Annotated in this window: 35 protein-coding genes; 17 read left to right on the top strand and 18 right to left on the bottom strand. The window is 54.6% G+C overall.

The window, feature by feature from the left end:
• The first annotated feature begins 91 nt into the window (after positions 1-91).
• The 6 genes from SynA1825c_RS04210 to SynA1825c_RS04185 all read left to right on the top strand — a co-directional run bounded on the left by SynA1825c_RS04210 (position 92) and on the right by SynA1825c_RS04185 (position 2444).
• Complete coding sequence (locus tag SynA1825c_RS04210) at positions 92-352, top strand: Nif11-like leader peptide family natural product precursor (RefSeq protein ID WP_186470412.1); 261 nt, start codon at positions 92-94, stop codon at positions 350-352.
• A 202-nt stretch (positions 353-554) separates the two neighbouring features.
• Positions 555-815 (top strand): Nif11-like leader peptide family natural product precursor, encoded by a 261-nt coding sequence (locus tag SynA1825c_RS04205; protein WP_186470411.1) that lies wholly within the window; start codon positions 555-557, stop codon positions 813-815.
• 219 nt (positions 816-1034) lie between these two features.
• Positions 1035-1310, top strand: a complete 276-nt coding sequence (locus SynA1825c_RS04200; protein WP_186470410.1) for a Nif11-like leader peptide family natural product precursor — start codon at positions 1035-1037, stop codon at positions 1308-1310.
• A 25-nt stretch (positions 1311-1335) separates the two neighbouring features.
• Positions 1336-1446, top strand: a complete 111-nt coding sequence (locus tag SynA1825c_RS04195; protein WP_186471016.1) for a hypothetical protein — start codon at positions 1336-1338, stop codon at positions 1444-1446.
• 239 nt (positions 1447-1685) lie between these two features.
• Entirely contained in the window at positions 1686-1949 is a 264-nt protein-coding gene (locus SynA1825c_RS04190) for a Nif11-like leader peptide family natural product precursor (protein WP_186471015.1), read from the top strand.
• A gap of 201 nt (positions 1950-2150) precedes the next feature.
• Positions 2151-2444 carry a Nif11-like leader peptide family natural product precursor gene (locus SynA1825c_RS04185; protein ID WP_186470409.1) on the top strand — a complete coding sequence of 98 codons (294 nt, stop codon included), beginning with the start codon at positions 2151-2153 and terminating at the stop codon, positions 2442-2444.
• Between the two features lie 1513 nt (positions 2445-3957).
• Here SynA1825c_RS04185 and SynA1825c_RS04180 read toward each other — a convergent pair.
• Positions 3958-4188 carry a hypothetical protein gene (locus SynA1825c_RS04180; protein WP_186470408.1) on the bottom strand — a complete coding sequence of 77 codons (231 nt, stop codon included), beginning with the start codon at positions 4186-4188 and terminating at the stop codon, positions 3958-3960.
• 916 nt (positions 4189-5104) lie between these two features.
• Positions 5105-5455: a hypothetical protein gene (locus tag SynA1825c_RS04175; RefSeq protein ID WP_222930027.1), complete on the bottom strand. Its 351-nt coding sequence runs from the start codon at positions 5453-5455 to the stop codon at positions 5105-5107.
• A 99-nt stretch (positions 5456-5554) separates the two neighbouring features.
• Between SynA1825c_RS04175 and SynA1825c_RS04170 the strand changes: the two genes are divergently transcribed.
• Positions 5555-5977 (top strand): hypothetical protein, encoded by a 423-nt coding sequence (locus tag SynA1825c_RS04170; RefSeq protein ID WP_186470406.1) that lies wholly within the window; start codon positions 5555-5557, stop codon positions 5975-5977.
• 133 nt (positions 5978-6110) lie between these two features.
• On the opposite strand, the gene SynA1825c_RS04165 is transcribed toward SynA1825c_RS04170, so the two are convergent.
• Positions 6111-6356: a hypothetical protein gene (locus tag SynA1825c_RS04165; protein ID WP_186470405.1), complete on the bottom strand. Its 246-nt coding sequence runs from the start codon at positions 6354-6356 to the stop codon at positions 6111-6113.
• 161 nt (positions 6357-6517) lie between these two features.
• Here SynA1825c_RS04165 and SynA1825c_RS04160 point away from each other — a divergent pair, with 161 nt between their 5' ends.
• A complete protein-coding gene (locus SynA1825c_RS04160) occupies positions 6518-6958 on the top strand; it encodes a hypothetical protein (protein ID WP_186470404.1) in 441 nt (146 codons plus the stop codon).
• A gap of 97 nt (positions 6959-7055) precedes the next feature.
• On the opposite strand, the gene SynA1825c_RS04155 is transcribed toward SynA1825c_RS04160, so the two are convergent.
• From SynA1825c_RS04155 to SynA1825c_RS13750, 4 genes are all read right to left on the bottom strand, one after another.
• The gene (locus tag SynA1825c_RS04155; protein ID WP_186470403.1) at positions 7056-7403 is read right to left on the bottom strand and encodes a hypothetical protein; all 348 of its coding nucleotides are present in this window, start codon (positions 7401-7403) and stop codon (positions 7056-7058) included.
• Between the two features lie 282 nt (positions 7404-7685).
• Entirely contained in the window at positions 7686-8966 is a 1281-nt protein-coding gene (locus SynA1825c_RS04150; protein ID WP_186470402.1) for a hypothetical protein, read from the bottom strand.
• A gap of 656 nt (positions 8967-9622) precedes the next feature.
• The gene (locus SynA1825c_RS04145) at positions 9623-9997 is read right to left on the bottom strand and encodes an AbrB family transcriptional regulator (RefSeq protein ID WP_186470401.1); all 375 of its coding nucleotides are present in this window, start codon (positions 9995-9997) and stop codon (positions 9623-9625) included.
• Positions 9998-10609: 612 nt separating this feature from the next.
• Positions 10610-10873, bottom strand: a complete 264-nt coding sequence (locus SynA1825c_RS13750; protein WP_370593779.1) for a hypothetical protein — start codon at positions 10871-10873, stop codon at positions 10610-10612.
• Between the two features lie 175 nt (positions 10874-11048).
• Here SynA1825c_RS13750 and SynA1825c_RS04135 point away from each other — a divergent pair, with 175 nt between their 5' ends.
• From SynA1825c_RS04135 to SynA1825c_RS04125, 3 genes are all read left to right on the top strand, one after another.
• On the top strand, positions 11049-11279 hold the full coding sequence (locus tag SynA1825c_RS04135; protein WP_186470400.1) for a hypothetical protein: 231 nt from the start codon (positions 11049-11051) through the stop codon (positions 11277-11279).
• 123 nt (positions 11280-11402) lie between these two features.
• Positions 11403-11552, top strand: a complete 150-nt coding sequence (locus tag SynA1825c_RS04130) for a hypothetical protein (RefSeq protein ID WP_186470399.1) — start codon at positions 11403-11405, stop codon at positions 11550-11552.
• A 403-nt stretch (positions 11553-11955) separates the two neighbouring features.
• Positions 11956-12273 carry a hypothetical protein gene (locus SynA1825c_RS04125; RefSeq protein ID WP_186470398.1) on the top strand — a complete coding sequence of 106 codons (318 nt, stop codon included), beginning with the start codon at positions 11956-11958 and terminating at the stop codon, positions 12271-12273.
• A 94-nt stretch (positions 12274-12367) separates the two neighbouring features.
• Here SynA1825c_RS04125 and SynA1825c_RS04120 read toward each other — a convergent pair whose 3' ends face one another.
• Positions 12368-12640, bottom strand: coding sequence for a DUF3764 family protein (locus tag SynA1825c_RS04120; protein WP_186470397.1), 273 nt, complete (start codon positions 12638-12640; stop codon positions 12368-12370).
• A 367-nt stretch (positions 12641-13007) separates the two neighbouring features.
• Here SynA1825c_RS04120 and SynA1825c_RS04115 point away from each other — a divergent pair, with 367 nt between their 5' ends.
• The gene (locus SynA1825c_RS04115; protein ID WP_222930026.1) at positions 13008-13433 is read left to right on the top strand and encodes a hypothetical protein; all 426 of its coding nucleotides are present in this window, start codon (positions 13008-13010) and stop codon (positions 13431-13433) included.
• 72 nt (positions 13434-13505) lie between these two features.
• On the opposite strand, the gene SynA1825c_RS04110 is transcribed toward SynA1825c_RS04115, so the two are convergent.
• The 4 genes from SynA1825c_RS04110 to SynA1825c_RS04095 all read right to left on the bottom strand — a co-directional run bounded on the left by SynA1825c_RS04110 (position 13506) and on the right by SynA1825c_RS04095 (position 14477).
• Positions 13506-13652 (bottom strand): hypothetical protein, encoded by a 147-nt coding sequence (locus SynA1825c_RS04110; protein WP_186470395.1) that lies wholly within the window; start codon positions 13650-13652, stop codon positions 13506-13508.
• A 118-nt stretch (positions 13653-13770) separates the two neighbouring features.
• Complete coding sequence (locus SynA1825c_RS04105; RefSeq protein ID WP_186470394.1) at positions 13771-13941, bottom strand: hypothetical protein; 171 nt, start codon at positions 13939-13941, stop codon at positions 13771-13773.
• Entirely contained in the window at positions 13941-14213 is a 273-nt protein-coding gene (locus SynA1825c_RS04100; protein WP_186470393.1) for a DUF1651 domain-containing protein, read from the bottom strand. Before SynA1825c_RS04100 ends, SynA1825c_RS04105 begins: the two co-directional genes overlap by 1 nt.
• Before the next feature lie 75 nt (positions 14214-14288).
• Positions 14289-14477: a hypothetical protein gene (locus SynA1825c_RS04095; protein ID WP_186470392.1), complete on the bottom strand. Its 189-nt coding sequence runs from the start codon at positions 14475-14477 to the stop codon at positions 14289-14291.
• Between the two features lie 305 nt (positions 14478-14782).
• Here SynA1825c_RS04095 and SynA1825c_RS04090 point away from each other — a divergent pair, with 305 nt between their 5' ends.
• The 4 genes from SynA1825c_RS04090 to SynA1825c_RS04075 all read left to right on the top strand — a co-directional run bounded on the left by SynA1825c_RS04090 (position 14783) and on the right by SynA1825c_RS04075 (position 17454).
• Positions 14783-15061 carry a DUF3104 domain-containing protein gene (locus SynA1825c_RS04090; RefSeq protein ID WP_255477059.1) on the top strand — a complete coding sequence of 93 codons (279 nt, stop codon included), beginning with the start codon at positions 14783-14785 and terminating at the stop codon, positions 15059-15061.
• 697 nt (positions 15062-15758) lie between these two features.
• Entirely contained in the window at positions 15759-15944 is a 186-nt protein-coding gene (locus SynA1825c_RS04085; protein WP_186470391.1) for a chlorophyll a/b-binding protein, read from the top strand.
• Positions 15945-16451: 507 nt separating this feature from the next.
• Positions 16452-16658 (top strand): hypothetical protein, encoded by a 207-nt coding sequence (locus tag SynA1825c_RS04080; RefSeq protein WP_186470390.1) that lies wholly within the window; start codon positions 16452-16454, stop codon positions 16656-16658.
• A gap of 130 nt (positions 16659-16788) precedes the next feature.
• Positions 16789-17454, top strand: coding sequence for an alpha/beta fold hydrolase (locus tag SynA1825c_RS04075; protein WP_186470389.1), 666 nt, complete (start codon positions 16789-16791; stop codon positions 17452-17454).
• 5 nt (positions 17455-17459) lie between these two features.
• On the opposite strand, the gene SynA1825c_RS04070 is transcribed toward SynA1825c_RS04075, so the two are convergent.
• The 6 genes from SynA1825c_RS04070 to SynA1825c_RS04045 form a co-directional block, all read right to left on the bottom strand.
• A complete protein-coding gene (locus SynA1825c_RS04070; RefSeq protein WP_186470388.1) occupies positions 17460-17810 on the bottom strand; it encodes a hypothetical protein in 351 nt (116 codons plus the stop codon).
• An 84-nt stretch (positions 17811-17894) separates the two neighbouring features.
• Positions 17895-18155 carry a lactate dehydrogenase gene (locus SynA1825c_RS04065; RefSeq protein ID WP_255477058.1) on the bottom strand — a complete coding sequence of 87 codons (261 nt, stop codon included), beginning with the start codon at positions 18153-18155 and terminating at the stop codon, positions 17895-17897.
• A 52-nt stretch (positions 18156-18207) separates the two neighbouring features.
• Positions 18208-18552 (bottom strand): hypothetical protein, encoded by a 345-nt coding sequence (locus SynA1825c_RS04060; RefSeq protein ID WP_255478447.1) that lies wholly within the window; start codon positions 18550-18552, stop codon positions 18208-18210.
• Positions 18553-18982: 430 nt separating this feature from the next.
• Positions 18983-19879 carry a tRNA glutamyl-Q(34) synthetase GluQRS gene (gluQRS, locus tag SynA1825c_RS04055; protein ID WP_186471011.1) on the bottom strand — a complete coding sequence of 299 codons (897 nt, stop codon included), beginning with the start codon at positions 19877-19879 and terminating at the stop codon, positions 18983-18985.
• A 53-nt stretch (positions 19880-19932) separates the two neighbouring features.
• Positions 19933-20208: an HU family DNA-binding protein gene (locus SynA1825c_RS04050; protein WP_006043393.1), complete on the bottom strand. Its 276-nt coding sequence runs from the start codon at positions 20206-20208 to the stop codon at positions 19933-19935.
• A 153-nt stretch (positions 20209-20361) separates the two neighbouring features.
• Complete coding sequence (locus SynA1825c_RS04045; RefSeq protein WP_186470387.1) at positions 20362-21027, bottom strand: MBL fold metallo-hydrolase; 666 nt, start codon at positions 21025-21027, stop codon at positions 20362-20364.
• Between the two features lie 72 nt (positions 21028-21099).
• Between SynA1825c_RS04045 and SynA1825c_RS04040 the strand changes: the two genes are divergently transcribed.
• Entirely contained in the window at positions 21100-23226 is a 2127-nt protein-coding gene (locus SynA1825c_RS04040; protein WP_186470386.1) for a glycogen-debranching protein, read from the top strand.
• The last annotated feature ends 6 nt before the right edge of the window (positions 23227-23232 follow it).

The raw sequence follows: 23232 nt of genomic DNA, 5'->3' as shown, positions 1-23232 counted from the left end.
CTCAAGATTGTTTTTCAAGCCATTTGTGCTCTTAGGAACATCACCTGACGACTAATATTGCTATCAAAAGCACATACACCCTCCGTCACCAATGTCAGAAGAGCAACTCAAAGCCTTCCTCGAAAAAGTAAAAGCTGACACCAGCCTTAAGGAGAAGCTCAAAGCAGCTTCCGATGCTGATGATGTTGTGGCGATTGCAAAGGAGGCAGGCTTTAAGATTTCTGCTGAAGACTTGAAGAACACTAAGGTAGAGCTTTCTGAAGAAGAGCTGGAAGGCTTGGGCGGTTCGGGTACGAGCTACACCGAGGGATACCAGGGTTGTGATACCAGGTGTTGCAAATCCTTTCCTTAATTTTTAGCTAGCTTACTCACCCAAAGCCCCTGCATTGACAGGGGTTTTTTATTGCTTCAATCGTCTGACATACCCCATCAATCAGCCTTCAATACCTGGCGCTAAATATCGATCAAATCTGCTCATCAGGCTAATTGTGCATCCAGGAACACAACCTGATAACCGATACTGCTATCAACAGCACATACAACCTCCATCACCGATGTCAGAAGAGCAGCTCAAAGCCTTCCAAGAAAAGGTCAAAGCAGACACCAGCCTTCAGTCAAAGCTCAAGGCAGCAGCGTCCCCAGAAGCTGCTCTTGAAATCGCCAAAGACGCAGGCTTTTCAATTACCGCAGAAGATATTCAATCAATGCAATCGACAGCGGGAGAAGTATCAGATAAAGAGTTGGAAGGTGCAGCTGGCGGAAGGAGGAGCCGTGAAAACACGTTGGATCGTTTGTTTGTGAGGTGTGGTGAGTAAGATTGCCCAGCTTCATGGGGATCATCGATCCTTTGTGAGATTGTACGCTCCCAAAGCCCCTGCTGCCGTAGGGGCTTTTTACTATTTCAACAGTCTGATTAATCCCTTAATCAGTCTCCAATACCTGGCACCATCGCCCGCACTTAGCGGGCTTTTTTATTAGATACAGACATCACTGCCGACCGTTGCTATCACCTAGCTGTAGCTTCACGCCCTTTCATGTCAGAAGAGCAACTCAAAGCGTTCCTGGAGAAGGTCAAAGCCGACACCAGCCTTCAGGAGAAACTAAATGCTGCAGCCGATTCCGATGCAGTTCTTACGATTGCGAAAGAAGCGGGGTTTAGTATTTCTACTGATGACTTAAAGAACACTCAATCTGATTACATTTCAAATGAAGAGCTGGAAGGAGCGTCTGGGGGATGTGATCCTGTCAGACACTCCTGCCCGGCGGGGGCCGGGACATGCTGTATGACTCAGCTGTTCTCGAGCAGATGAGTCAGATGCAGTTCTTGATCTTGCAATAGAGGCTGGGTTTAGTTTCTCTACTGCCGACTTGAGGCAGGCTCAATCAGAACCTTCAGATGAAGAACTGAAAGCCGCGGCTGGGGGTGTCGGTGTGATCCGGAGCTAGCGGTTGATGGGTCGGGTAATTGGTTGTTGACTATGCCGAGTGAACTCGAAGCGGCTAAGTACTAAGCCTACTCATCATCTATTATCAATGCCCCAGCCGCCCAGGGACACTCTTTAGCTTTAATCACACCCAAATGCCAATCAATCAGTATCCAATACCTGGCACGATTGAGTGCTTTAAGTATTAGCTAAAGACACTGCAGCGGACCATTGCTATAACTGCAATAAAGCCTAACACCCATCTCCTTAGTACAGCTCAAAGCCTTTCTAGAAAAGGTCAAAGGCGACACCAGCCTTCAGAAAAAGCTCAAGGCAGCAGCCTCACCTGAAGCCGTTATTGAAATCGCTAAAGACGCAGGCTTTGCAATTACCACAGAAGATATTCAATCAATGCAATCGCAATCGGGAGAAGTATCAGACGATGAGCTGGAAGCTGCAGCTAGCGGCTGCTCACTGGCGAACTTGGGTTTTGAGATGATGCCCGAGATTAAGCCCCTACTTTGACTTGATGTGACTGGTAATGGATCCTACTCCCTCCAAGCCCCTGCGTTGACAGGAGATTTTTATTGCTTCAATAGTCTGACTAACCCCATCAATCAGCCTTCAATACCTGGCACCATCGTCCACATTTAGCGCGCTGTTTTATTGCTAACTGACACCGCTGCCGACCGTTGCTATAACCAAGCTGCAGCTCCACGCCCTCCCATGTCAGAAGAGCAACTCAATGCATTTCTAGAGAAGATCAAAGTCGACACGAGCCTGCAGTTGAATCTCCAAGCTGCTGGTGATGTTGATGCTGTTCTCGAGATTGCAAAGGAGGCTGGATTTAAGATTTCTGCAGACGACTTGAAGAAGGCTCAATCAGAACTTTCTGACGAGGAGCTGGAAGGCACAGCTGGAGGGAACGGACCAGTAACCAACCCCACGAATGGATGCGGGTGCCCTCCGGGTGCAATAACCCACTTCACAATGGACACTAACCCTAGATGCGGATGCTGACCTGTGCTGAACAACTAATCCCACACACTCAAACCCCCTGCATTGACAGGGGTTTTTTATTGCTTCAATAGTCTGACTAACCCCTTCAATCAGCCTTCAATACTTGGCATAGATAAGGGCAACTGAGTCAAAGTAGATAAAACGCATTCGCTAAAATTAGGGTGTCAATTAGGGACATTGCAGCCCGTAAATCATGACACCGAAACAGATTCAATGATTGAATCGCGCTTGCAAGATGGCAGGCGTTGATTCAAGCAAGATCAGTCCATCAAATCCGTTTGAGAAGTCAGGCATGACAGCGGGTTTGTTGCAAGCAGCGATTGCTGAACTTGATCCAACCCACATTGCACAATGGTGTTAGATCAACTGGATGCCGAAGAAGGAGCACTTTTCTCTCAGGTAGTCAGTCTTTTTAAAAGTGGTGCAGCCTACAAAAATGGGATCACTAAAGGCACTTTTGAGGGATACCGGTGGCGCCCTCCACATCCAAGAGCCCAGTCATCATCAAATATCCAATCCACAACTAAAAATTTTCTGCCTTCTAAGCAGTCGGTCGGTGGTTCAAATCCAGCTGAGGGCGTCAGTCAAAAACCAAGCCCAGCACGAGAATCTCGGGTTTCAGGATAATTTTTCATGTCACAAGAGTGGTCACAGGCGATGGGTTCACTTGGTCTCCGCTTGTGCTGCAGCGGAAAGCGCGTTTCGAATTCAGAGCAACCCGATGATTCTGAAGATGCAGGACGTGCAATTGATCGCCGAGGCATGCCGGCAGCGGGTGCATTGACGACAAAGAAGGGAGGTCAGCATGAACATCCACGAGTGTGGTGGTCGACTGACACCTTGAAGCAGTTGAATCGTCTTAATTCAGTTAGAAGTGGCGAAGAACCGCAGGACACGCATCAATCGTTACTACGAGCAATGACAGAACTATCTGAAGGCCATTTTTTTCAAGGGTTTCATCGATCAAAAAGCACACATCTTTCCATTACAAATAACAAGCCATGTTGGTGAGTCGAGCCAAAGTCCAAAGAGACTGCGCAATCAGTCACTCAATTTTCGACCTCTCCACCTTGGTTGAGACGTAATAGGTGGCAGAACAGGATTCGCAAGAAACCGGAGGCAAGCAATCTTGGATGGATCACCATACGTTGCTTCAATCGCTTCCTTTGCCAGTTGTTCAAGCTGAGCATTCCTGGCAATTTGTTGTCGGCCTGATACACGCGTCATTGAAAGTAATTCTGTTTTCTGGACGCTAAAAACCGAGAACAACTCCTGCCTGATTGCTTCACTCAAATACACCTGTAGATGTATTTAGGTAACCAAGGGTTCACTGGAATACAAAACGATCAACGAACTCGTCGAAGGTGAACAGGGTGATCAACAATTGCATCGAGCGTTAATCTTGCCGCCTTCGCCAACTGGCATAGGCATACTGCGTGAGCTGAAGTCAGCGACTGGTAGCGGCATCGACGTCACAAGCGCTCTGGGGCGAGCCACCAGAGCCACTGGCGCATCAGACGCACGCCAGGGCGACCACCCTCTGGGCTCGTCGTCCACTTGATTGTTTCTCAGCACTCACCGCGATGCGGCGTCCAAGAGTAACGGCAACGAATGGCCACAGCATCGATTGGCCCTCATGGACTTCATCCATTGGATTGAGAGAACCCGTCATCTCGTCCATTGTGAGCGTGATGCCCTGCTCTGCCGCATTGTGTGCCACCAATGTGTTGGCCGCAGCCGTCAACTTTCGATGGATCCTGTTCAACGCACTCGGACCTGCAGACCGTCCTCGATGCGGTTGAGTGATGCTTGCTCGGAGTGCGTGGCGAGCATGCCGATGATGGTGAAAGCAATGACAAGAGCGCAAGCCATGGGTTGAGAGGTGTGTGGTTTGGGGTCTCCCCCGTGTGACATCACCTTCTCGGGAATCCACATCACAGATGGCGACCAGCATCAATTCGACCTGTGATCTTGGTCACGGTTCAATCCGTGCACTCACTCGCGTCGAGATCAAATCGCTGGAGAGCCACCCCGCCGCATGGCTCGAGCGGCCGATGAGCGCCGATACCGGCGCGTCTTCTAGCAGTTGTTTGCAGGAAGGCTTGCCGCTGCATCGTGGCAAGCGCGGGCTAGCGCCTCTCCGACCGTCGATTTTGCCGAGGGAGAGAGACAGACCTCTCAGCCAGTCTCGTCTCAACACATGAAGGCAACGCCTTCAACCATCACTCTCCGCCCTGAGAGACCCAACGCAGCGTCATGACAAACAAGATTCAGTTTTGGATCAGGCATTAAGACTCATTTGATAATCGTTCTCACATCGCGTAGAAATGCACTTGGACGCTCGACGCATCGACAGGAGGCAGATGTTTAGCGGGTTCCCTCGCCCGCGCCTTCTGACCCGATCGGTTGATGATTCAGAAACCGGCTGTGTCACGAGCACGACGTACCTCCGCAGAACCAAACCAATCGGATTGACGCCATCTCCACGATTGCTGCCTCGGCAGAACAACACGTCGAACCAAGAATGGGTCAGGCAATTTTGCATCCTGCGATCGCTCGCGATCCATCAGTGACACGCAATCCCGCGACGATGGAGCTACATGGGAGGTGCAATCGCGATTGCAGGGCAAAGCAAGGTGCGCATAAGCCTATTGCAGACATCACTCAAGCAAACCCTCAATAATTGCATCGACTAATGATTGCCTCGCACGACGGGGATGCGAAAAAGCCAAGGCTTTGGTGTTAAGTGAACGATCGCACTCAAGCTGCAAACTGAAGCGATCAAAAGCTTTTTCACCAAAGATTTTCACAAATTGAGAGCCCTCTCTCCGGACGCTTGTTTCAAAGCCATTGGCGTTCAGGAACCTTAACGATGAACGCTCACATTGACGCAGTGTTTGCGATCCCAGAGAGAGCACAATAAGTTGCACCTCAGGAACACTTGCTGAAGCCATTGGGCTCGCCATGGCTGCACTGAATAATACAACTGCAGGGATAAGTCGTTTGAACACTGTCTTTGAATACACCTGGAAGAATCTTAGGCTAACTCAGCCCGTATTAGGATTGAGAACACTGTCCCAACACTTGTCTGGCTCATCAGTTCAGAAACATTGTCCATTCTCTCTAGTCGCTTTAATCATCACACCACTGACCATTCCATTCCATTTGGATTCAATAAACAAGACTTCATCGAAGAATCCAACGACCAAAACCCCTCACTGAGTAGTGACCTGCTTCCAGTCGATTCTCTGCAGATTGATGCGGTTTTCAGTGCCGAGGTAGTGAAACAACCGTTGCAGAACAATGGGCCGACGTGTCCAAAAGCGATGAAGCGGACAAAGAGGCGCGTCCAGCGCGGAAAAACCCGCCACAAAACCGAAGCATGCAAAACCCTGCTTGATCCACGTGGTCCATCACAGTGGCCACCTGTACAGATACGAGAGCTTTCTTTTGCTGTTGCAGCCCAATCTGGTGTCAAGACAGCATGCTTTGCACAACGGGAAGAGACGTGGTGTCATGAACTGCTCACCTAAGTATTTCCACTCCTTGTGGCGAGCCAAGAGCTGTTTATCGTTTGTCGGTTGTTTGATCGGCAGGTGACCTTCCGCTGCCACGCGCTCATGGCCTGCAGCAGCCGGGAACACCAAGCAATGACTGACCTCGCAATCAGCATCTCAGCGGCACTGCGCGATGCACAGCTCCAGCGTCTTGAAGCGTCCTTGGCTGCCAAGACGCCGTCCAAGGCTCAAGCAAAACCACCATCGGATAACGACAAGCGGGCTTCGGTTCGCGGCTGATCATCCAGACCTGCTCCATCCCTCGATCAGAACAAACCTTGCCGCGATTGAACTCGATCGCACCCACCAGCCAGGACGCCATCTGATCCGCTTCCTCCTCGCTCAGCAATGGCACCAGACAGTCCCATGTTGGCTAACCACGACGATCTAGCTCCCTTCATCCAGGCCCAGCGCAAGCAAATTGTCCAAAACCCTTCAGATCGAATGCATCGCGAGAGAAAGAATTAAAAGCATTCATCAAGACCATCCTTCACAGACCCATAACTGAAGGAATTGATGCCCTGCATCTGGTTCACCCACGCCGATAGTTTAACGAAAAATTTCTTATCGGTTTTGACAATGATGAAACATTTTCTTGCTATATTAATAACACTGGCCTCATGCTGTCCTGCTGTACCGGCTCAATCCAAACAGGATATTAGGCATTATTTATGTAGAGATCCATTCATCAGCGACGAATTTCCAAAGCTAGGGACGCGACTCACAATTGATTGGAACAATCGTCGTTTTACCTTCAACAATTATCTGGGATGGTATGACGGATTTACGATAGAAGATGAAGGGCTCGCAATTTATTGGGAGGGAGATAGAGAAGGAATCTACGAGCGTTGGACTATCGATGTTGTCGAAGGATATATCACTCAACAAAACAATGACAATGCGCAAATCACATCAAAAGTGACGTGTCTAAGGACTGCTCCTTTTTGGTTGAACTAGCCTTCCTCTAGAAGTATCCATGAGTGCTAGCAAGTGAACAAGAGTCTCAAATTAGGCAAGCGCATGCACAGCCAGCCAGAACAGCGGATAGTAGCTTTCAAGCTTTCTGCCATGCCAGGATTCCCCTTGGGATAAACCAATAGGAAATGAGCTGAAAATTTTTGCCCAAAATATAGGAGCGAAAAAAATCTTTCAAATCTATCCAACTATTGCGATATTGGCTTGGGTATAGCAGTGTGCTGATGACAGCAAAGATCATGACGTGAAAAAAATTTCCTGCGGGGTGATGACCTAGCTGAAACCCCAGCAGACGGGCTTCGCTATTGACGCTGAAATCAAGACCGAAATGATCGTGGAGTTTATCGTGCAGCTCAGTGCACTCGCCAATTCCGGGAATCCAGTTCTCTAGAAATTGCACATAGGGATCAGGTCCTGACTCCGGCATCTACCCACGGCAATACACGCCATTGAAAAGAGCCTTTGAAGATCTTGATGTAGCCAATTCATCCATTCCCAACACAGGGGGAGCTGCAGCGTGACTGCGTTCTAGCTGCGATGCGGCAACAGTTCAGCCAAACGGTTTAAACGTGGTGTCAGAGGATCGCTGAGGAGATGACATATGCAACTCCTCAGCGATCGAGAGTAGAACGTCCCGCATTGACGTCCATCGGTGGCAAGACCTCCCTTCGACGCGTGGAAAAGATCCTGGTCAGAAATGATTTCAGCCTTAATTTCTCAGAATAGAAATCTGCAGTGGTGGAGAGATCACTAATGACTGTGCCAAAGGGCGAGTGAATGTGAATTTCGATTCACCAGATGGCAAGAGTGCATTCTGTACACCACCTTGTTTCCCGAGCAAACCCTGTACGTTGAAGATTGAATCATCATCAATCGCGGCGCTAAACACCTCTGCTCGGCTATCAGTGTACGCAAAGAAACTCTTATCACGTGTGGATTTTCTTCCATCATAAATTTCAACCAGCGAGTTACCATCGAAACCACTTGACACAAGAATGCGATTCGCTGCATTGGTTGTGCTCGATGGCAGGCGTGCGACTGATACGCCCCGGCGATATCCAGTACGAATCGCATTGAATGAATTGAAGAGCGTCGGTCCAGCTGTCGTGCCGTTGTATCCCCTGACCTGAGCCTGAATGCCGAAGCTGCTTCCCAAGAAGAGCTCCATAATGCCATCAGGATTGACTGATGACACGTTTCCTCCACGCAAAGTGCCGACATCAGCCGTCTCGATTCTGACACCGCCAAGATAAGAAGATCCAAAAGGTCGCAGTTGTCGAATCGGCCTTGGCCTAACCAAGTTCAATTGCCAGTCAGAATCACCACTGAAGGCGCTTCCTAGCCAATTAGGGTCAGCAGCAGTCGATGAAACTCCGAAGATACTGACAAGCCCACCTAAACCTTGAGCTGCTGCAATCTCAATTTTTCCGGGAGCTGTAATCGATCCCACTGAGATTTCTACGCCACCGGTATAACCTCTTCCAAACGGGAAGAAGTTATACGCGATGTTCAGAACAGCTCTATCGTCGATGAGCTCCCAGACCTTGACTTCACCCGGTCGACCTGGTCCTGAAGCAGTAATGATGTCAGGCTCACCGTCACCGGTGACGTCTGCGCCATACACCTGAACACCACCTTGGAAGCTCGGCTCGAATGCAAAAAAGGGTTTAAATCTGTCAGCACCTGTAACTGGATCAATGACGCGTACTAACGGTCCCGTCGGATTACCACGGCCTGTGCCGATAATGATGTCATCTTTTCCATCAGACAGTGCTGTTTCGCCTTCAAAAGTGACAAATTCATCAGTAGAATACGAGTTATTTTCCGGATTAGAAAAAGCCAGCTGGAAATAATCGTCAAGATAGTCTTTTGCAAGACTAGTCAGTCCATCATCGATACCCAAAGGTGGTAAATCTGCAAAAAAGTCTGGCTTTGCGAATGGGTCAGAAAATATATTTTTATCAAGCAAACTTGGCGAAGAAAAATCCATCTTGCTTGCTCACTCTATCGCAATCATAGCTTTGGGTCAATTCCACGACCAACTAAGTCTGCGTTTACCCATGAGACATCTCCGCTATTGACAGGAATGAATCGATCTGCGCTAACGGTGAGACAGGCAAATGATGAAAGGCTAAGCGAGAGGTCTCACAAGAACCTTCAACCCAAACTGTTTTGATCATCACTAGTTGAACCTCTCTGGTAGCACTAGGCAACGATTGCCAGCAGTAAGAAGTTTGATGTTCTTTATAAAACCATTCGTTGATTCAAAAAAACTGGTTTTGGCTGTTGAATTTTCTCGCAGCGACTGTCGTACTCGTTGGTAGCAACAGTTGCCGATATCCAAGCCAAATCATAGGCATCAGATCGCATTCGTCCGTACTCTTCGGTGTATTAATTGAACAATTGATCATTGAGCTCACTGACAAAGAAAACAGCTTTGTCTGCTTGCTCTGAAGTGATCAAGCCTTCCAACAACATCAGGCACAGAAAGCAACGCTGAGCGTTTCCAGCCCCCTCAGCCTCTTCAAACGTGCCTGAGTAGGCAAAGGGTACCCCATAAAGAAAGCTTCTAAACCCGTGCGCTGGGAGACTGAATAAAAAAAGCACACGCTGAGGTGTGCCCGTTCAATGAAATCAGTCAGACGATCACTCCTCGCCTTCCTCGTCTTCTGCTCCTGAAGGAATCAGCGAAACACCTTTCTTTTTGGAAAGCTTGATGGTGAATTCATCCCCAGGCTGAAGGTCAAGCATGGCTGTGTAGGCCTTGCCAACCAGCAGGTTTCCATTGCCTTGCACGACAGCTTTGTAGGAGAGCTTGCGGCCACCCTTGCCAACACCCGCAGAACCACCACCAAGTTCAACACCCTTGGCATTCAGCAGGGCTTCGTAAAAAGAGGTGAAGTTGATGCGCTCTCCACCGTCCTTTTTGGTCGACACATAACCACAGGCTTTCGCCATGTCGCTCTTGGAAACATCGCCAAGCTCTTTGACTTTGGCGAGAAGATCGGCTCCGGTGAGCATTGTTGAGCTGGGCAATAGGAATACCAGAAAACTGCCACATCAACGAGTGTTTGCAAAGGTTCCTGGCGTTACACCCAAGGGCAAAATCAGGTGGTCTTTAACTACTGAAATGTCGCACTCCACAACAGTGAAGCCGCCAACACATGACTGCATCGTGCTGCGGGACGTCATGGGCAACTGGAATTCAGATGGAGGGTTGCGCCAAGCCGACACTGACGACCTTGCTCATAACACCTAAAGCCCTTGGCGCAACATTGATCATTCAGCACCTGAATAGACAAAGACATCACCCCGCGTTGATTCGCATCCATCAGCGGAGGCCTCACTGTCTTCTCATCCACGGCGCCCATGAAACGAAAACAAGGAGGGCTTGTCTGAATTCCACAACGAAACACTTTGGGAAGGGCGCTGGGATGTTGTTCAGAATTCTCCTTCTCACCAAACACCAGAAGACACCCCACCTCGATCCACCACAAGGCCAACAGGGGTTGTTAAAGGTTGGACTCTCAGCACCCCGTTCCTACCAAGGGGTCTTTATTTCTTGAGGCGGTAGCCGGCGCTGATGTTCATCCAACCGCTCGGGCAAGCCTCACCGTTGGTGAGCTTCACGTCTCAGCGGATCGGCAACACACAGGTCGTTTCCAACGTGTTCACATCATCGAGGGGGAACTGATCATGACCGGTTGCCTTCGGAATGCGCTTCTGGGCACGTGCCTCAGCAGGCGCCAGCAATATCAGGCATGCGAGCCCAGCCAACCACGTCGTCATGCCCCCCGAGGCTTTGAATCCTGCAGAGCGTTGCACACCCATTGAGGACAAACCGGCGGGAGCCAATGGGCGACGGAAATGATCAGAACAGTTGGTATCAGACGCCACGGTTGAGACGCATCATGCGTCAGTAGTTTGAGCTTGTTGAGAGAATGACGCCTCGTGCGTTGGGAGCCTGAGGGGGCTCCTTTTTTATGGGTGAATGCTCCATGTTTTCAAAGGGTCGAACATGGATCACTTGCTTAGAAAGATCTGTGCATCAAGCAGTGAAAGGGCAAACAGCATGCTCTCAATCGCTGCCCTGGTCTTGGCGCTGGGCATGCCAGCACTCGCTCAAACCAATGAAGAACTGCTCCAGGAGCGCCTGATCACTCCGGCCCTCTATGAACTTCTCAATCGCCATGGGGCCAACATCGCTGAAGACCGAACCCGCGTGATTGTTGAAGCCTGCCAAGCGAATCAGTTAGGTCCCGATGTCTTTTATCGCCCGCGCTTGGGGGATCCATGCTGGTGATCACTCCAAACTTGACATTTCACAGTCTTTTGGACCAACAGCCTTAAGGAAGCCGACCAGATTGGGGCCTTGACGCCTGCACCAACTCCTTCTGAATGGCCTTGCCCCCTTTGACACTCAACCATGACTGATCAAAGAATTGAGCAACTGCTGCAGGACGCGGAAAATCACCTGAAGAAACAGAGCTGCCGATCAAGATATGAACGCTCCGTCATTCGGCTGCCCGACAGCCGCCGGAACATCTGGCTCAAAGATGATGAACGGGCGGCCTGAAGCCCTTGCGACAAGAATCAGTGCTGGGTCAATCCAACCCGATTGACTCGGGATTGTTTTCGTCAATGCCTGCACCAATGGAGGCCACCCTTGAAACATCCACCAGCATCACAAAGGGATTTCAGCCTCAATGTCCCACCCCTCTTCAGTCAATTCATCAGCCGTTTGCGCTGCATCCTGGGCGGGGACATGAACGAGAAGGAATTCCTCCCCCTGATTGCAGTAGATCCTGGTTAGACCGATCACAGCGGGGACTCCCGGGTGTCGACTCTCCATCCAAACCAATTTGGATCGTCCCGACAAGGCTTGATCAGCAATCTCTGGTTAGGGTCGGGAAGGACCTCCGTCAACAACTGAACCAGCCGACGGTTAATTGGGGGCATCAACCACAGCAGAGCTCATAATGCGCAGCACAACTCTGGTTTTGGCGGCGGCAGCAGCACTGGTCACCGTCTCTGAAAGTCTGCTGCGAGCTGATGGTCTTGCCGAACCCGTTGATGCCTATTGCACCCTTGATTGGCACAACGATTGCACCAGCACTATCGAAGGCCCCTGTCTGGTCAATGAGCATGAGGGACACACCTATGTGGACGGTTTTCTATACCTCAATTTCAGCTTCTTAAGTCATGAGGAAGGGGTGACCTACGAACGCTCCGACCATCAAGGCAATGATGTGTTCGTGCGAGATGGCCACTACAGCCTGACGGTGATTCCAGACTGAACCCACTCCGCAACTGACCACCCTGGGGCAGGCTTCGCGTGGTGCAAAACCGTCCACGAAGCCCTTGGTCTGTGTCCTTGGATGCGACAGCTGCTCAGCTTTGGGAATACGCCGTGATTACCGTGCTCTCGATGATGTGCCCAGCTCCGGCAATCATCGCTTTGTTGTCTTCGAAGAGTTTTTGAGCTGCACCCACTGGGGCTTGCTGAACGGCACAAACCTTGGTGGGGTCGTCTTTGCTCACTCCGCGGAACAGCGATTTGAGACCAATCGATTCATGCATCTTGGTCACATCCTCACTGTCGTAAATCGCTGCCCACTGTTCAAAAGGCACGCTCAGGCTAAAAGTCCACACGGTGGTTTCCATGACTTAATCAAATGGTTGCGCTAGTCAATCACTGTGGCTGAGTCCGTGTTAGTTGCGGGTGTGACAACAAAAACGAGCGGAGTTGCACAAACGCACCCGAACATCCAAGCCGTCCTCAATGCAGTTCAGAGCTAGGCATGGACCTTGAACTCTCGAACACAGCATCAACTCAACTGAGGCGGTTCAGACCTCAGGCTTGCTGCTACAGGGACCGAACAGGTTGATCAGGAAACATCACGTCAAACTCGCGCCGATTACGGATGAAGTCCTCAATCTTTGGCTAAGCACTCAACACGTGGTTCTGACCATTCAAAGGCCGCAAGCTGAGCTTCAAACGGATGCTGGTCTCAGGGACTTCGCCATCACAATGGGAATCGATAACGCTCGCTTCGACGCCGACGCCGCTTTACTGCTCAAACTCGGCTTGGTTGTCACAACGGGCGAACGCCAGGTCGAAGCGGGAGAACACCGTGTCGGAGTCTTTAGCCAATTGCTTCTTGCCATCGCAACCGATTCGCAACGGCCATCAGGATTGACGATCGACACTGTTCTGTCGGTTAGCCGTGAACAGACAGACAAGGCAACCCGTCAACAGTTCACCGGGGCGGACAACGGCAATCCCATCATCATTGACGCTGCCAATGCTCAACCGATGGGCCATCTGATCATCGAATCCGCTCACCAACCCTGTAGTGCACTGGCCTGCCCACCTTCATCTCGCCTCCGTCAAGATCAGCAGAAAACAAGATCAGCAGAAAATCCTGACTTGCGCGTGTCACGCTGCCGAACCTGACGAGGAATGCAGTTCCAAAAAAACCCCGCCATTGGCGGGGTGAGACTTCAGCTGAAGGTCAACGCAGCGTGATCAACCTGCGTTGGCAGAGAGCTTCACAGGGGACAGATGAGCTGATGTGTAATCGATGCCCTCGGAGTGGGCAGCAAAAACATGCTGAGCACTTTGAAGACGACGAGCCTTGAGCTCTTTGGCTTTGATCAAAAGGAGGGTGTTCATGGACATCACCGACAGCGTCTCAAACCCCGTTGCTTGTTTGAGATCGAACTGCGTCCCCTACCAGGGGACCAACGTATCGAAACTATAAGACAAACCCCTGCCCCCTATCTGCACAAGCTCAGACCAAGCTGGAGTCGATGTCGGCCTCGGGGTTGAGCTTCAACACCATCCAAAGCAGCATTGCGACGCAGGCCCGGTCATCGGCGCCGTAGTCGTATTTCCAATCATCCACCATCCCCGTGAGCTCTCGCTGCGCATGAGTGATGAATTCATCCGTCCACTCCTCCATCAGCGAACAGGGGGAAAACAACGACGCCATCCCACTTTGAGCATGTTGTTCCAGACATCGATCGCATTGGTCCTCAAGAGACGTCGGCGGTAGCGCGGAACAGGAGGCTGCGGACGAATCCATTCGTAAACCCGCAGCTCAACCCACTGACCGTGACTCGTTTTGGTGTCGGGCCGGAAATGCACCAAGCGCTGATCCATACCATTCACCATCCAGGTGCCCCGGTCGTGGTGAGCGGAGACCGGCCACCTGGAATCAATCAGATCCTGCATGCAGGGAATTCTCTCCCTTGATGGATCACGCTCACCCGAATGCGCATGAAACTTGAGAACTGCGATCGCAGCCGATCAAAATGCCTCAATCTGAAGCGTCTGCTCCACGAGAACCCTGAACAACTCCTGCTTCTTGTAGACAAGAAACTCCTGCTCTTGCGCATCACCACCGGGCCAGTAACGCAAGGCATCACAGGTGGTTTTGTATTCGAGCCGCAACGCCCTCAGGTCGTAGTCGAAGCTCGCGACGATCTCGTCACCCATGGGAATTAACTTGCTGACACTGTGTTACAAGCCTTTCCAAAAACTTGACGTATCACTCGCAACCCACTTCCAAATCAGCAAACAATTAGCTCCGCTGGAGGTTTGTCATCCAAAAAAAAGGAGGGTCCCACCCCTCCTCAGCTCGACGCATCTCCGGTTTTCACCCGAAGACTGCTGCATTCTGATGGCTCGCGTCCAAAGACTCGGTAGTAACAATTACCCACTCACAAACCCGGCCACCTCGGCAAAATGTGCTCTGCGATGCGCCGTCATGTCGCCAAAGAAACACGCCAGAACTTCGATCAGTGCTCGAATTGCGCTGGCGTTGCCACGACTCCATGCCAACTTGCCACTCGCGCTTCACAACGAACGACGTTGACCCGCTGTTTCATCACGTCAAGGCGGGGATGACAGTCATCCACCGCTCAAAAGACTCAAACATCAGCATGGCCGACGTGCGACGCGTCAGCGACCAGCAAGAGTCCACACAGAACCCTCCGCTGTTTGAGGTGATAGACGTTCACACCGGCGTGATTCGTTGGATCAGCGGCCACCAGATCACGCACATCGTGCCTGCGCTCTGAATTCTGAAGACAAGGCGGGGTGGACACGATGAGTCCTACATACGATCAACCCAATACCGGAGCCAGCAGGAGATAACCGATCAGACATCCCAAAACGGTCAAGCAAAGCGTTGGAATTGTGAGCCCCATTCTTTTCTCCACACGACGACCTTCATTCTCTACAACAATTCACATCCAACAAGGCATTTTCGCAAAAACACGTATCTGAGCAAATATTTTTTCGCAATAAAAGAGCTGCAGAGTCAACCACCAAATTTGAAAATTTAGGCATTAAGACTTAGTCGTTGAAGGATTAAAAAGCGCAATACTCATCCATCTCGAAACGATTTGCGTGCATCAACTTCACGTCAACGTTGCTTTCCTCGGTGGAACGGTTCTCTTGGCCGTGGTCATTACCACCTTGATGGTGAAAGTGGCCGCTTAACAATCAAGCCAATGGGCAGCTCTCCACCGGCTGGCTAGCTGTCACGCAGGACTGCCAGGACAGGTTGATGCCCCAAAGGTTCCTGCCGTGTGAGGCCTGTCCCCCTACAGCAGCGGTAACGTCACGATTTCAATGAATACCATTCATGCCTAAATCTGTTCCTGAAAGGACCCAGCAGCACAGGTCCTGAAACCGAACCAAGACGGTCGGGTGTCCTCCTTCCCTGGGATTAAGGCGAGGCGTAGACCAATCAGGTCCCTTTCGGAGACCACCATGACGGCCACCACACTTCAGGCCCAGGAGCGTTACTGGCAGGGTCTGGCCGCCGCCCAGATCCGGCGTGAGCGACTTGTGCGAGCGGAACGACTCAACGGACGCCTGGCCATGCTGGGATTCATTGCGCTGCTGGTAACGGAGGCCTGTTTGCAACAAGGACTGCTGCAGGCCCTCGGTCTCTGATTGGCATCACGGCCAATCACGACGACAGCGCTCTAACAGACAACCGTCCATCCACACCCTTCAACTCTCCGCCGATTCCGCCCGCAGGGCAATGAGCATGAACACCAGTAGGCAATGCCCGCCGGACGGTGGACAGTAAGTGCATCGAGAACGGAGGCGCTCATGACAGCTGACACTCCACCCCAGCACAACTGAGAAGCAGTCTGACTTTTTGGCACCCTGCTCCAACAGTTTCAACCGAATTGTGAGGTTGGTCCTTTGACAGGCATGACCCGGACCGCCACGCCGATCGACACTCCACTGCACCGTCCCAGGTGCCCGGGAGTTGCATCAACCCAACACTTGAACCCATGGCCCCAGGGACGCCCCAGCCAGTCGTGTCGACCCCGACTTCAGATCACTGATAAAGGGTTGAACCCTGCATGAACGAGCGACCATAGCCGTCTCACCATCCGGTGGGGCGGCCATCTCCGTTCCATCACTCTGACCACCTCCTGGCGTGACTGCATGCCTGAAAACACAACCAACGAAGCCCAGTCGCCAGCGATGACGGAATCACCGCAAACCCGGAAACGCCGGGCGCTCACCTACACCGAGATGATGAATTCCGGCACACAACAGCTGGCAGCGGAGCCCTCCGAGGAGATGGAGCAGGAGAAACCGCGACCAGCGGCCACGTCAACCCATGACGATCACGACGGCAAAATCCCCTGAGAGACAGGTTCAGGGCGGGTATTGGATGCGAAGCCTGTTGCCATTGGCATGCTGCAACAGCTCCTGCCGGGCATCGCACAGCATCCTGAACCCCTGCTTGGCATAGCAAGGGTTCGCAGGGCAAAGGAGCATGCTGGTCCTCCAAGGAGATGGGATGGACAACCTGCTGGTGTCGGGTGCGGATTCAGCACCGCTGAGGGTGCTGCTGGGCCATGGAGCCGGTGCCGGCATGGACAGCCCGTTCATGGCGGCAATGGCCGACGGCCTTGCCGATCAGGGCTGGCAGGTGTTGCGCTTCGAGTTTCCTTATATGCAACGGCAACGCAACAGCGGCAAGAAGCGTCCGCCCGACAAGGCTGAACTTCTGTTGAACAGCTTCCGCGAACAGGTGAAGGCGCTGGCGCACGACAAGCCCCTGGTGATCGGGGGCAAGTCGATGGGCGGGCGCATCGCCAGCCTTCTGGCGGATGCTCTGTTCGACGAGCAACGCATCCAGGCCTGCATCTGCCTCGGTTATCCGTTCCATCCATTGGGCAAGCCCGATCAGCTGCGTACAGACCATCTGGCCGACTTGCGCACACCCACGCTGGTCGTTCAGGGGGAGCGAGACGCGATGGGACGCCAGGAGGAGGTGAGCACTTACAAGCTGTCGAAGCAGCTGCAGCTGGCCTGGTTACCCGACGGGGATCACAGCTTCAAGCCTCGCAAGAGTTCAGGCCACAGCGAAGCATCGAACTGGGCTCTGGCAATCGAAGCAATGGATCGCTTCCTGAGCCAACAGCACACGGGCGCTTGATTCCATCACCACACGTTCGGGCACTGCACGTGCATCGCCGCTGACAAGGCCGCGAAGAAATCATTGGAGCCATCGGGACGGTCCGGCGCGACCCCGGCCTCGAAGCGCAGCATCTGCGTCTGCTGGACCCAGGCATCATTGAACGCCGACAGGCCCTGGCGATTGTCCTCAGCGCCACGCGCACAGTGAAACTGCACGAGTTCCAAGTCGTCATTCAACATCGCCTCCCTGCTCTGGCTCTGAGCCAGTGCAGGATTCAACAGCGCAGATGGCACGATTCCGGAGGCCAACGCGATCAGCAGCCACCCCGAAAAGCTGGGGTTAGCAGGTCCTCTGAAGGCGTGGAGCGGGCGCATGCGACAGCAAGATCTGATCCCATGCTGCGCAGAGATCCCTGAGGCGTCCACAGCCTGCGGGAGCGTCAGCCGGCGCGCAAAAGGTCAGGTCTGATTGCCGCCAAGCATGTCGTCATACCCCTCGTAAGGGTTGTACTCCGACCAGCCGGGGCTGGCCTGATCCATCAGGCCATATTCACCATCAATCATGTCAGCGCGAGTGTTGCCGGTCGGCACCGTATTGCAGGTGATCCCACCACCAGCGACGGGTTGGCAGTCGTCAAAGCGCACCTGGGCATGGGTGGTACCGGACAACGCTCCGGCAATCAGCAAAGCGGCGGTAAGCCCTGAGCCCGAGATCCTCATGGTGCGCGAAGCAACAACCTCCATTTTGCCGAGATCGGAGGGCTGTGGCTGATCAGAGTCCGGAGCAGAGTTGTTCGCTTTCCCGCAGCGTCTCGAAGGCCTCCTCACCACGGGCCACATCCAGCTGCACCATCACCACCTCGGCCTGCAGGCCCAACAGCAAGGTCTGACAGGGATATCGATCCTGAGCTCCAGCACGACGCTGCAGCGTTTCAGTCAGCAACAGCGCCTGCTCGCAACTAGGTGCATGGGCCGCGCGAAAGCAGTGCAACAGCAAGGGCCTGACCGCAGACAGCGACGAGGCCTGCGATGGCAACCCAGCCAGTGCAGCGGCACATCCAAGCGAAACGATCCATGGGGTGCACCGCCCCAAACCACCTCGATCGTTTTCAACCATCAACGCCATCACGCTGCGCTGCTCCTGGCTGAAAGAATGCTGTCGATTCGCTGAAGACACCGGATGTACACCGATTGGACCGCCGTTGCCCTGCTGCTGTTCACCGCGGTACCGCTGCTGGCCGTGGTGGCCACTGCCACTTTCTTTATCTGGCAGCAGAAGAAGAAGCAACTGCGTTAGGCGTGGCAGGGGCCTCTTGGGTGCTGACCCCAGCCCGGAGACCAGTCACCCTCGCCAAATCAAGGGGTTGTGGAGCGAGCTCAACCGCTGCGGTCACGCCACGACCGAGACAGGTCTGACACGTGCGGGATTGTTGCTGACTGATGCGTTGAATTCCGCTGCCGCCACAGCTCGAGCAGATCGCCATAACCCAGCCTTAAAGCCATTGACAGTGTGGGATCACCAGGCCGCCATGATCCCGAAACTTTCCTTAAGAATCCAAGGATTGGATGCAGTGCTGCAGCAAGCGCGGCTGTTGCCGAAGGTGCTCGAGCAGCTCAGTGGCCGACAGCGCACATCCCTCAGGGACCAGGGTCAGTGACGCGGCCAGACGACCCAGCACCTGTTCTGCAGTCCAGCCCTGGTCTCGCAACGGCGCCAGCCCCTGGGCATGCTCACGCTTGGACAGCTTCTGGCCTTCAGCATCACAAAGCAACGGCACATGTTGGTAGCGCGGTGGGCTTTGGTCCAACACGGCAATCACCGCCCGCTGGGCACGGCACACCGGAGCAAGATCGTCACCACGCACCACATCGGTGATGCCAAGCGCCAATTCATCGACGGCTGTGGCGAGGTGATAAGCGATGAATCCATCGGCTCGACGCAGCACAAGGTCGCCACACTGGGTCTCGTCAGCCGCCAGCACCTTCAGCCGCCAGGATGGTAGGCGCCCGTTCTGCGAATCCCAACCGCGGAACTGGTGACGGCAGGTGCCGGGATAGCGCCGACCCGGCCCGAGCTGGCGGCGACTGCAGCGGCAGGGATAGAGCAGCTCGGCCCGCCGCAAGGCTGAGAGCACACTGCCGTAAAGGCCCCGACGCTGACTCTGGATCAGAACCGGTCCATCCCAAAGCAAACCCAGCCAACGCAGATCCTCCTGCGCTGAAGCAATCGCCCCGGCACGGATGCGCGGGGTATCGAGATCATCGATGCGCAGCAACCACTCCCCACCCTGCAGATGGGCATGGAGCCAGGAGATCAGTGCCGTGCGCAGGTTGCCCAGATGCAGGGGACCAGAGGGTGTCGGAGCAAACCGGCCGCGATAGCCCTGCTGACGCGCGCGGTATCCCTGCTCGAACAGGGCCTGAAGATGGTCGGGGAAGTCCACATAAAAAAGGTGGCCCCGCAGGACCACCTAAATCAAGCGTTGAGGCCGAGACGTCAGCCCTGCACGCGATCCTTGAACATCTTGCCGGCGGTGAAGGCAGGCACGCGCTTGGCGGGAATCTTGATCTTCTCACCGGTCTTGGGGTTCAGACCCTGACGGGCGGAACGCTCACGGGGCTCGAAGGAGCCGAAGCCGAGGATGGACACCTTCTTGCCCTCGACAACGGAATCAATAATGGTCTCGATGGCGGCGTCTACCACCAGGGACACGTCGGTCTTGGTGAGCTCAGTGCGGGCTGCAACCAGATTGACGAGATCGGCTTTGTTCATGAACTGGGAGGGGGAAAGTGGCGGAAGCAGTTGGATCGACGATGCGGAGTCGGCATCCGCACGGCTTCCCAAGCGCGCCAATCGTATGGAGACAATCGCGGTGCGGCAACCAAAAACACCGTGCCGCAATGCATTCACAGCATCAGCGACGCTTCAAAAAAAGTCCGGTTTTGACGGATCGGCCTCGACCCAACTGCTGAACGGCGCCAGACGACCGCCCCGCAGCGCTCCAAGCCCCGCACCAGAAGCTAGTGCTGGCGCGGCTTTTGCGGGAAGCCATTGGCGGAGACGTTCCAGACTTCGCTGCTGCCGCGGCCAGTGAAAGGTGCGCCGATGCTGCAGCGGAGCGAGACGATCCGATGCGACAGGAACAAGCAAACGTCCGCAGAACAGCACATCCAAAGGCCCAGGCGCATGCACAACGGCATGGCCTGGGGTCGGTCCAGGGGTCCACAGCAGGCGCAAACCGGAGGCAGTGGTCGCTTCGTCGGCGAAGAGGTCGAGCTCCTGAACGCCGGGCAGGAGGTAGGCCTCCTGCTCCTGAACCAGCACAGGCCAATTCACACGCTCTTGCAAACGCCGCAGGCGGCCATGACCTTCCCGGCTGGTGAGCAAGATGCGAGCTCGGCGTCCCGCCGCCAACGCCTGCAAGGCCATGAGGGTGGCCTCAGTCAACGGCGGGCAGTCGATCAGCACCGGTTCCGGATCCACATCCACCCACCAAGAGGAGCCGCCACGGCAGTCGCGGTTGGGGGGAAACAACCAGAGGTCCGGCCGGATCTGCTGGGGCGGACGGCCCGACTCCAGAGCGGAGGTCATCACAGACACGGTGGTTCACCGCAGTTCTCACTACTTTGATGGCAGCACGTTCAGCGGTCCGGGAGTGGAGCCTTGAGCACGATCCTGCGCGGCAGACCCTGGCCCCTGGGCAGCAGCTTGAGTGAGCTGGGCGTGAATTTTTCGGTGGCGGCACCGGGCGCCAATCGGGTGGAACTGCTGTTGTTCGAGTCTGGTGAAGCCGCCAGCCCCTGCGAGGTGATCGATCTGGAAGGCGATCGGCACCGCTCGGGTGATTACTGGCATGTGGAATTGCCAGGACTGCAGGCCGGCTGCTGCTACGGCTACCGAGTGTTCGGTGCTCTGGCCCCCGGCGGACATGGCTTCCACCCCGGCAAGGTGCTGCTCGACCCCTGCGCCCGAGCGATTGACGGCTGGTCGGTGTACGAACGTGGCGCCGCCACTGGAGCGTCGCCCAACACCGACTGCTGCCTGAAGGGTGTGGTGTGTGAACGGAATCGCTTCGACTTCGATGCGCATCCGCGACCGCGGCACAGCTGGCAGAACACGGTGGTTTATGAGCTGCACGTGGGCGGCTTCACCAAGGCGGAAGACAGCGGCGTCGCTGCGGAGCATCGCGGCAGCCTGCTGGGGGTGATCGATAAGATCCCCTACCTGAAGAGCCTGGGCGTCACCACGATCGAATTGCTGCCAGTGCAGGCCTTCGACCCCCAGGACGCCCCTCCCGGACGTGACAACGTATGGGGCTACAGCCCGCTGAGCTGGTTCGCACCGCATCAGGGCTATGTGTGTGGTGACGACCCACTGCTGGCCCGCGACCAGATGCGGGCCCTGGTGGCGGCCTGCCATGACGCCGGGCTGGAGGTGCTTCTGGATGTGGTTTACAACCACACCACCGAGGGCAACAGCCAGGGCCCCACCTTGAGTTGGCGGGGCTTCGCCGACCGCACGTACTACCACCAGAACGACAAGGGTCAGTATTTAGATGTCAGCGGCTGCGGCAATTCGATTGCGGCCCACCAACCCATCAGCCGTGAGCTGATCCTGGAGTCGCTGCGCTGCTGGGCTCTGGAACTGGGGGTGGATGGCTTCCGTTTCGATCTCGGCATTGCTCTGAGCCGTGGCGAAGGGCTCAAACCGCTGGACAAACCGGCCTTGTTTGAAGCAATGGAAGCCGACCCCTTGCTGAGCGAACTGAAGCTGGTGAGCGAACCGTGGGACTGCGGCGGCCTCTACCGGCTCAATGACTTCCCAGCCCAACGCATCGGCACCTGGAACGGTCGGTTCCGCGATGCGCTGCGCAGCTTCTGGAAAGGTGATGACGACAGCACCTGGGCCCTGGCGCAGCGACTGCGCAGCAGCCCGGATCTCTACGACGGCAAAGCGGCGAGCCTTGGGCGTTCGATCAACCTGCTCACCGCCCATGACGGCTTCACGCTGCTCGATCTGGTGAGCTTCAACGGCAAGCACAACCTGGCCAACGGCGAGGACAACCGCGACGGGGAAAACCACAACACCAGCTGGAACCATGGCGTGGAGGGTCCCACCAGCGACCCGGCGATCCGGGCGCTGCGCAAGCGCCAGCAGCGCAATCTGCTCACCACGCTGCTGTTCGCACGGGGCGTCCCGATGCTGTTGATGGGCGATGAAGTGGGCCGCAGCCAGGGCGGTAACAACAACACCTGGTGTCAGGACACCCCCTTGAGCTGGATGATCTGGTCGGAAACCCACTGCGATAAAGCTCTGCTGACCTATGCCCAGAGGCTGCTGAAGGTGCGCTCCCAGCTGGCGGAGCTGATCAATCCCCTCGTGGCCCACAGCGAGCCGCCGCCACCGCCGGCACCATCCGCGGACACGCCCGAAACGCCCGAATCGCCCGAACCACGTCTCAGTGAGCCAGAGGGGCTGTGGCGCCAATGGCATGGCGTAGAACTGAACAAACCGGATTGGGCCAGTTGGTCCCACTGCCTGGCCTACAGCGTGCAAAGGGGCAGCGAAGGGGCAGCACTTTGGATTGGATTCAACGCCTACTTCAAGGCGATGCACTTCGATCTGCCCGAGCCGTCATCACCTTGGTGCCGACTCATCGATACCGCCCTCACCGCTGGCGAAGACTTGCCGACTGCCCTGGAACCTTGGAGCCCCAAGGGTGTGCCGCTGGAGGCCCGAAGCCTGGTGGTGATGGTGGCCCGCGATGAGGCCGCCAAACTCAAGCTCTGAGTGTCG

The sequence above is a fragment of the Synechococcus sp. A18-25c genome (assembly GCF_014280035.1).
In the GTDB taxonomy this organism is placed as follows: domain Bacteria; phylum Cyanobacteriota; class Cyanobacteriia; order PCC-6307; family Cyanobiaceae; genus Synechococcus_C.
This window is presented reverse-complemented; position numbering and strand designations above follow the sequence as displayed.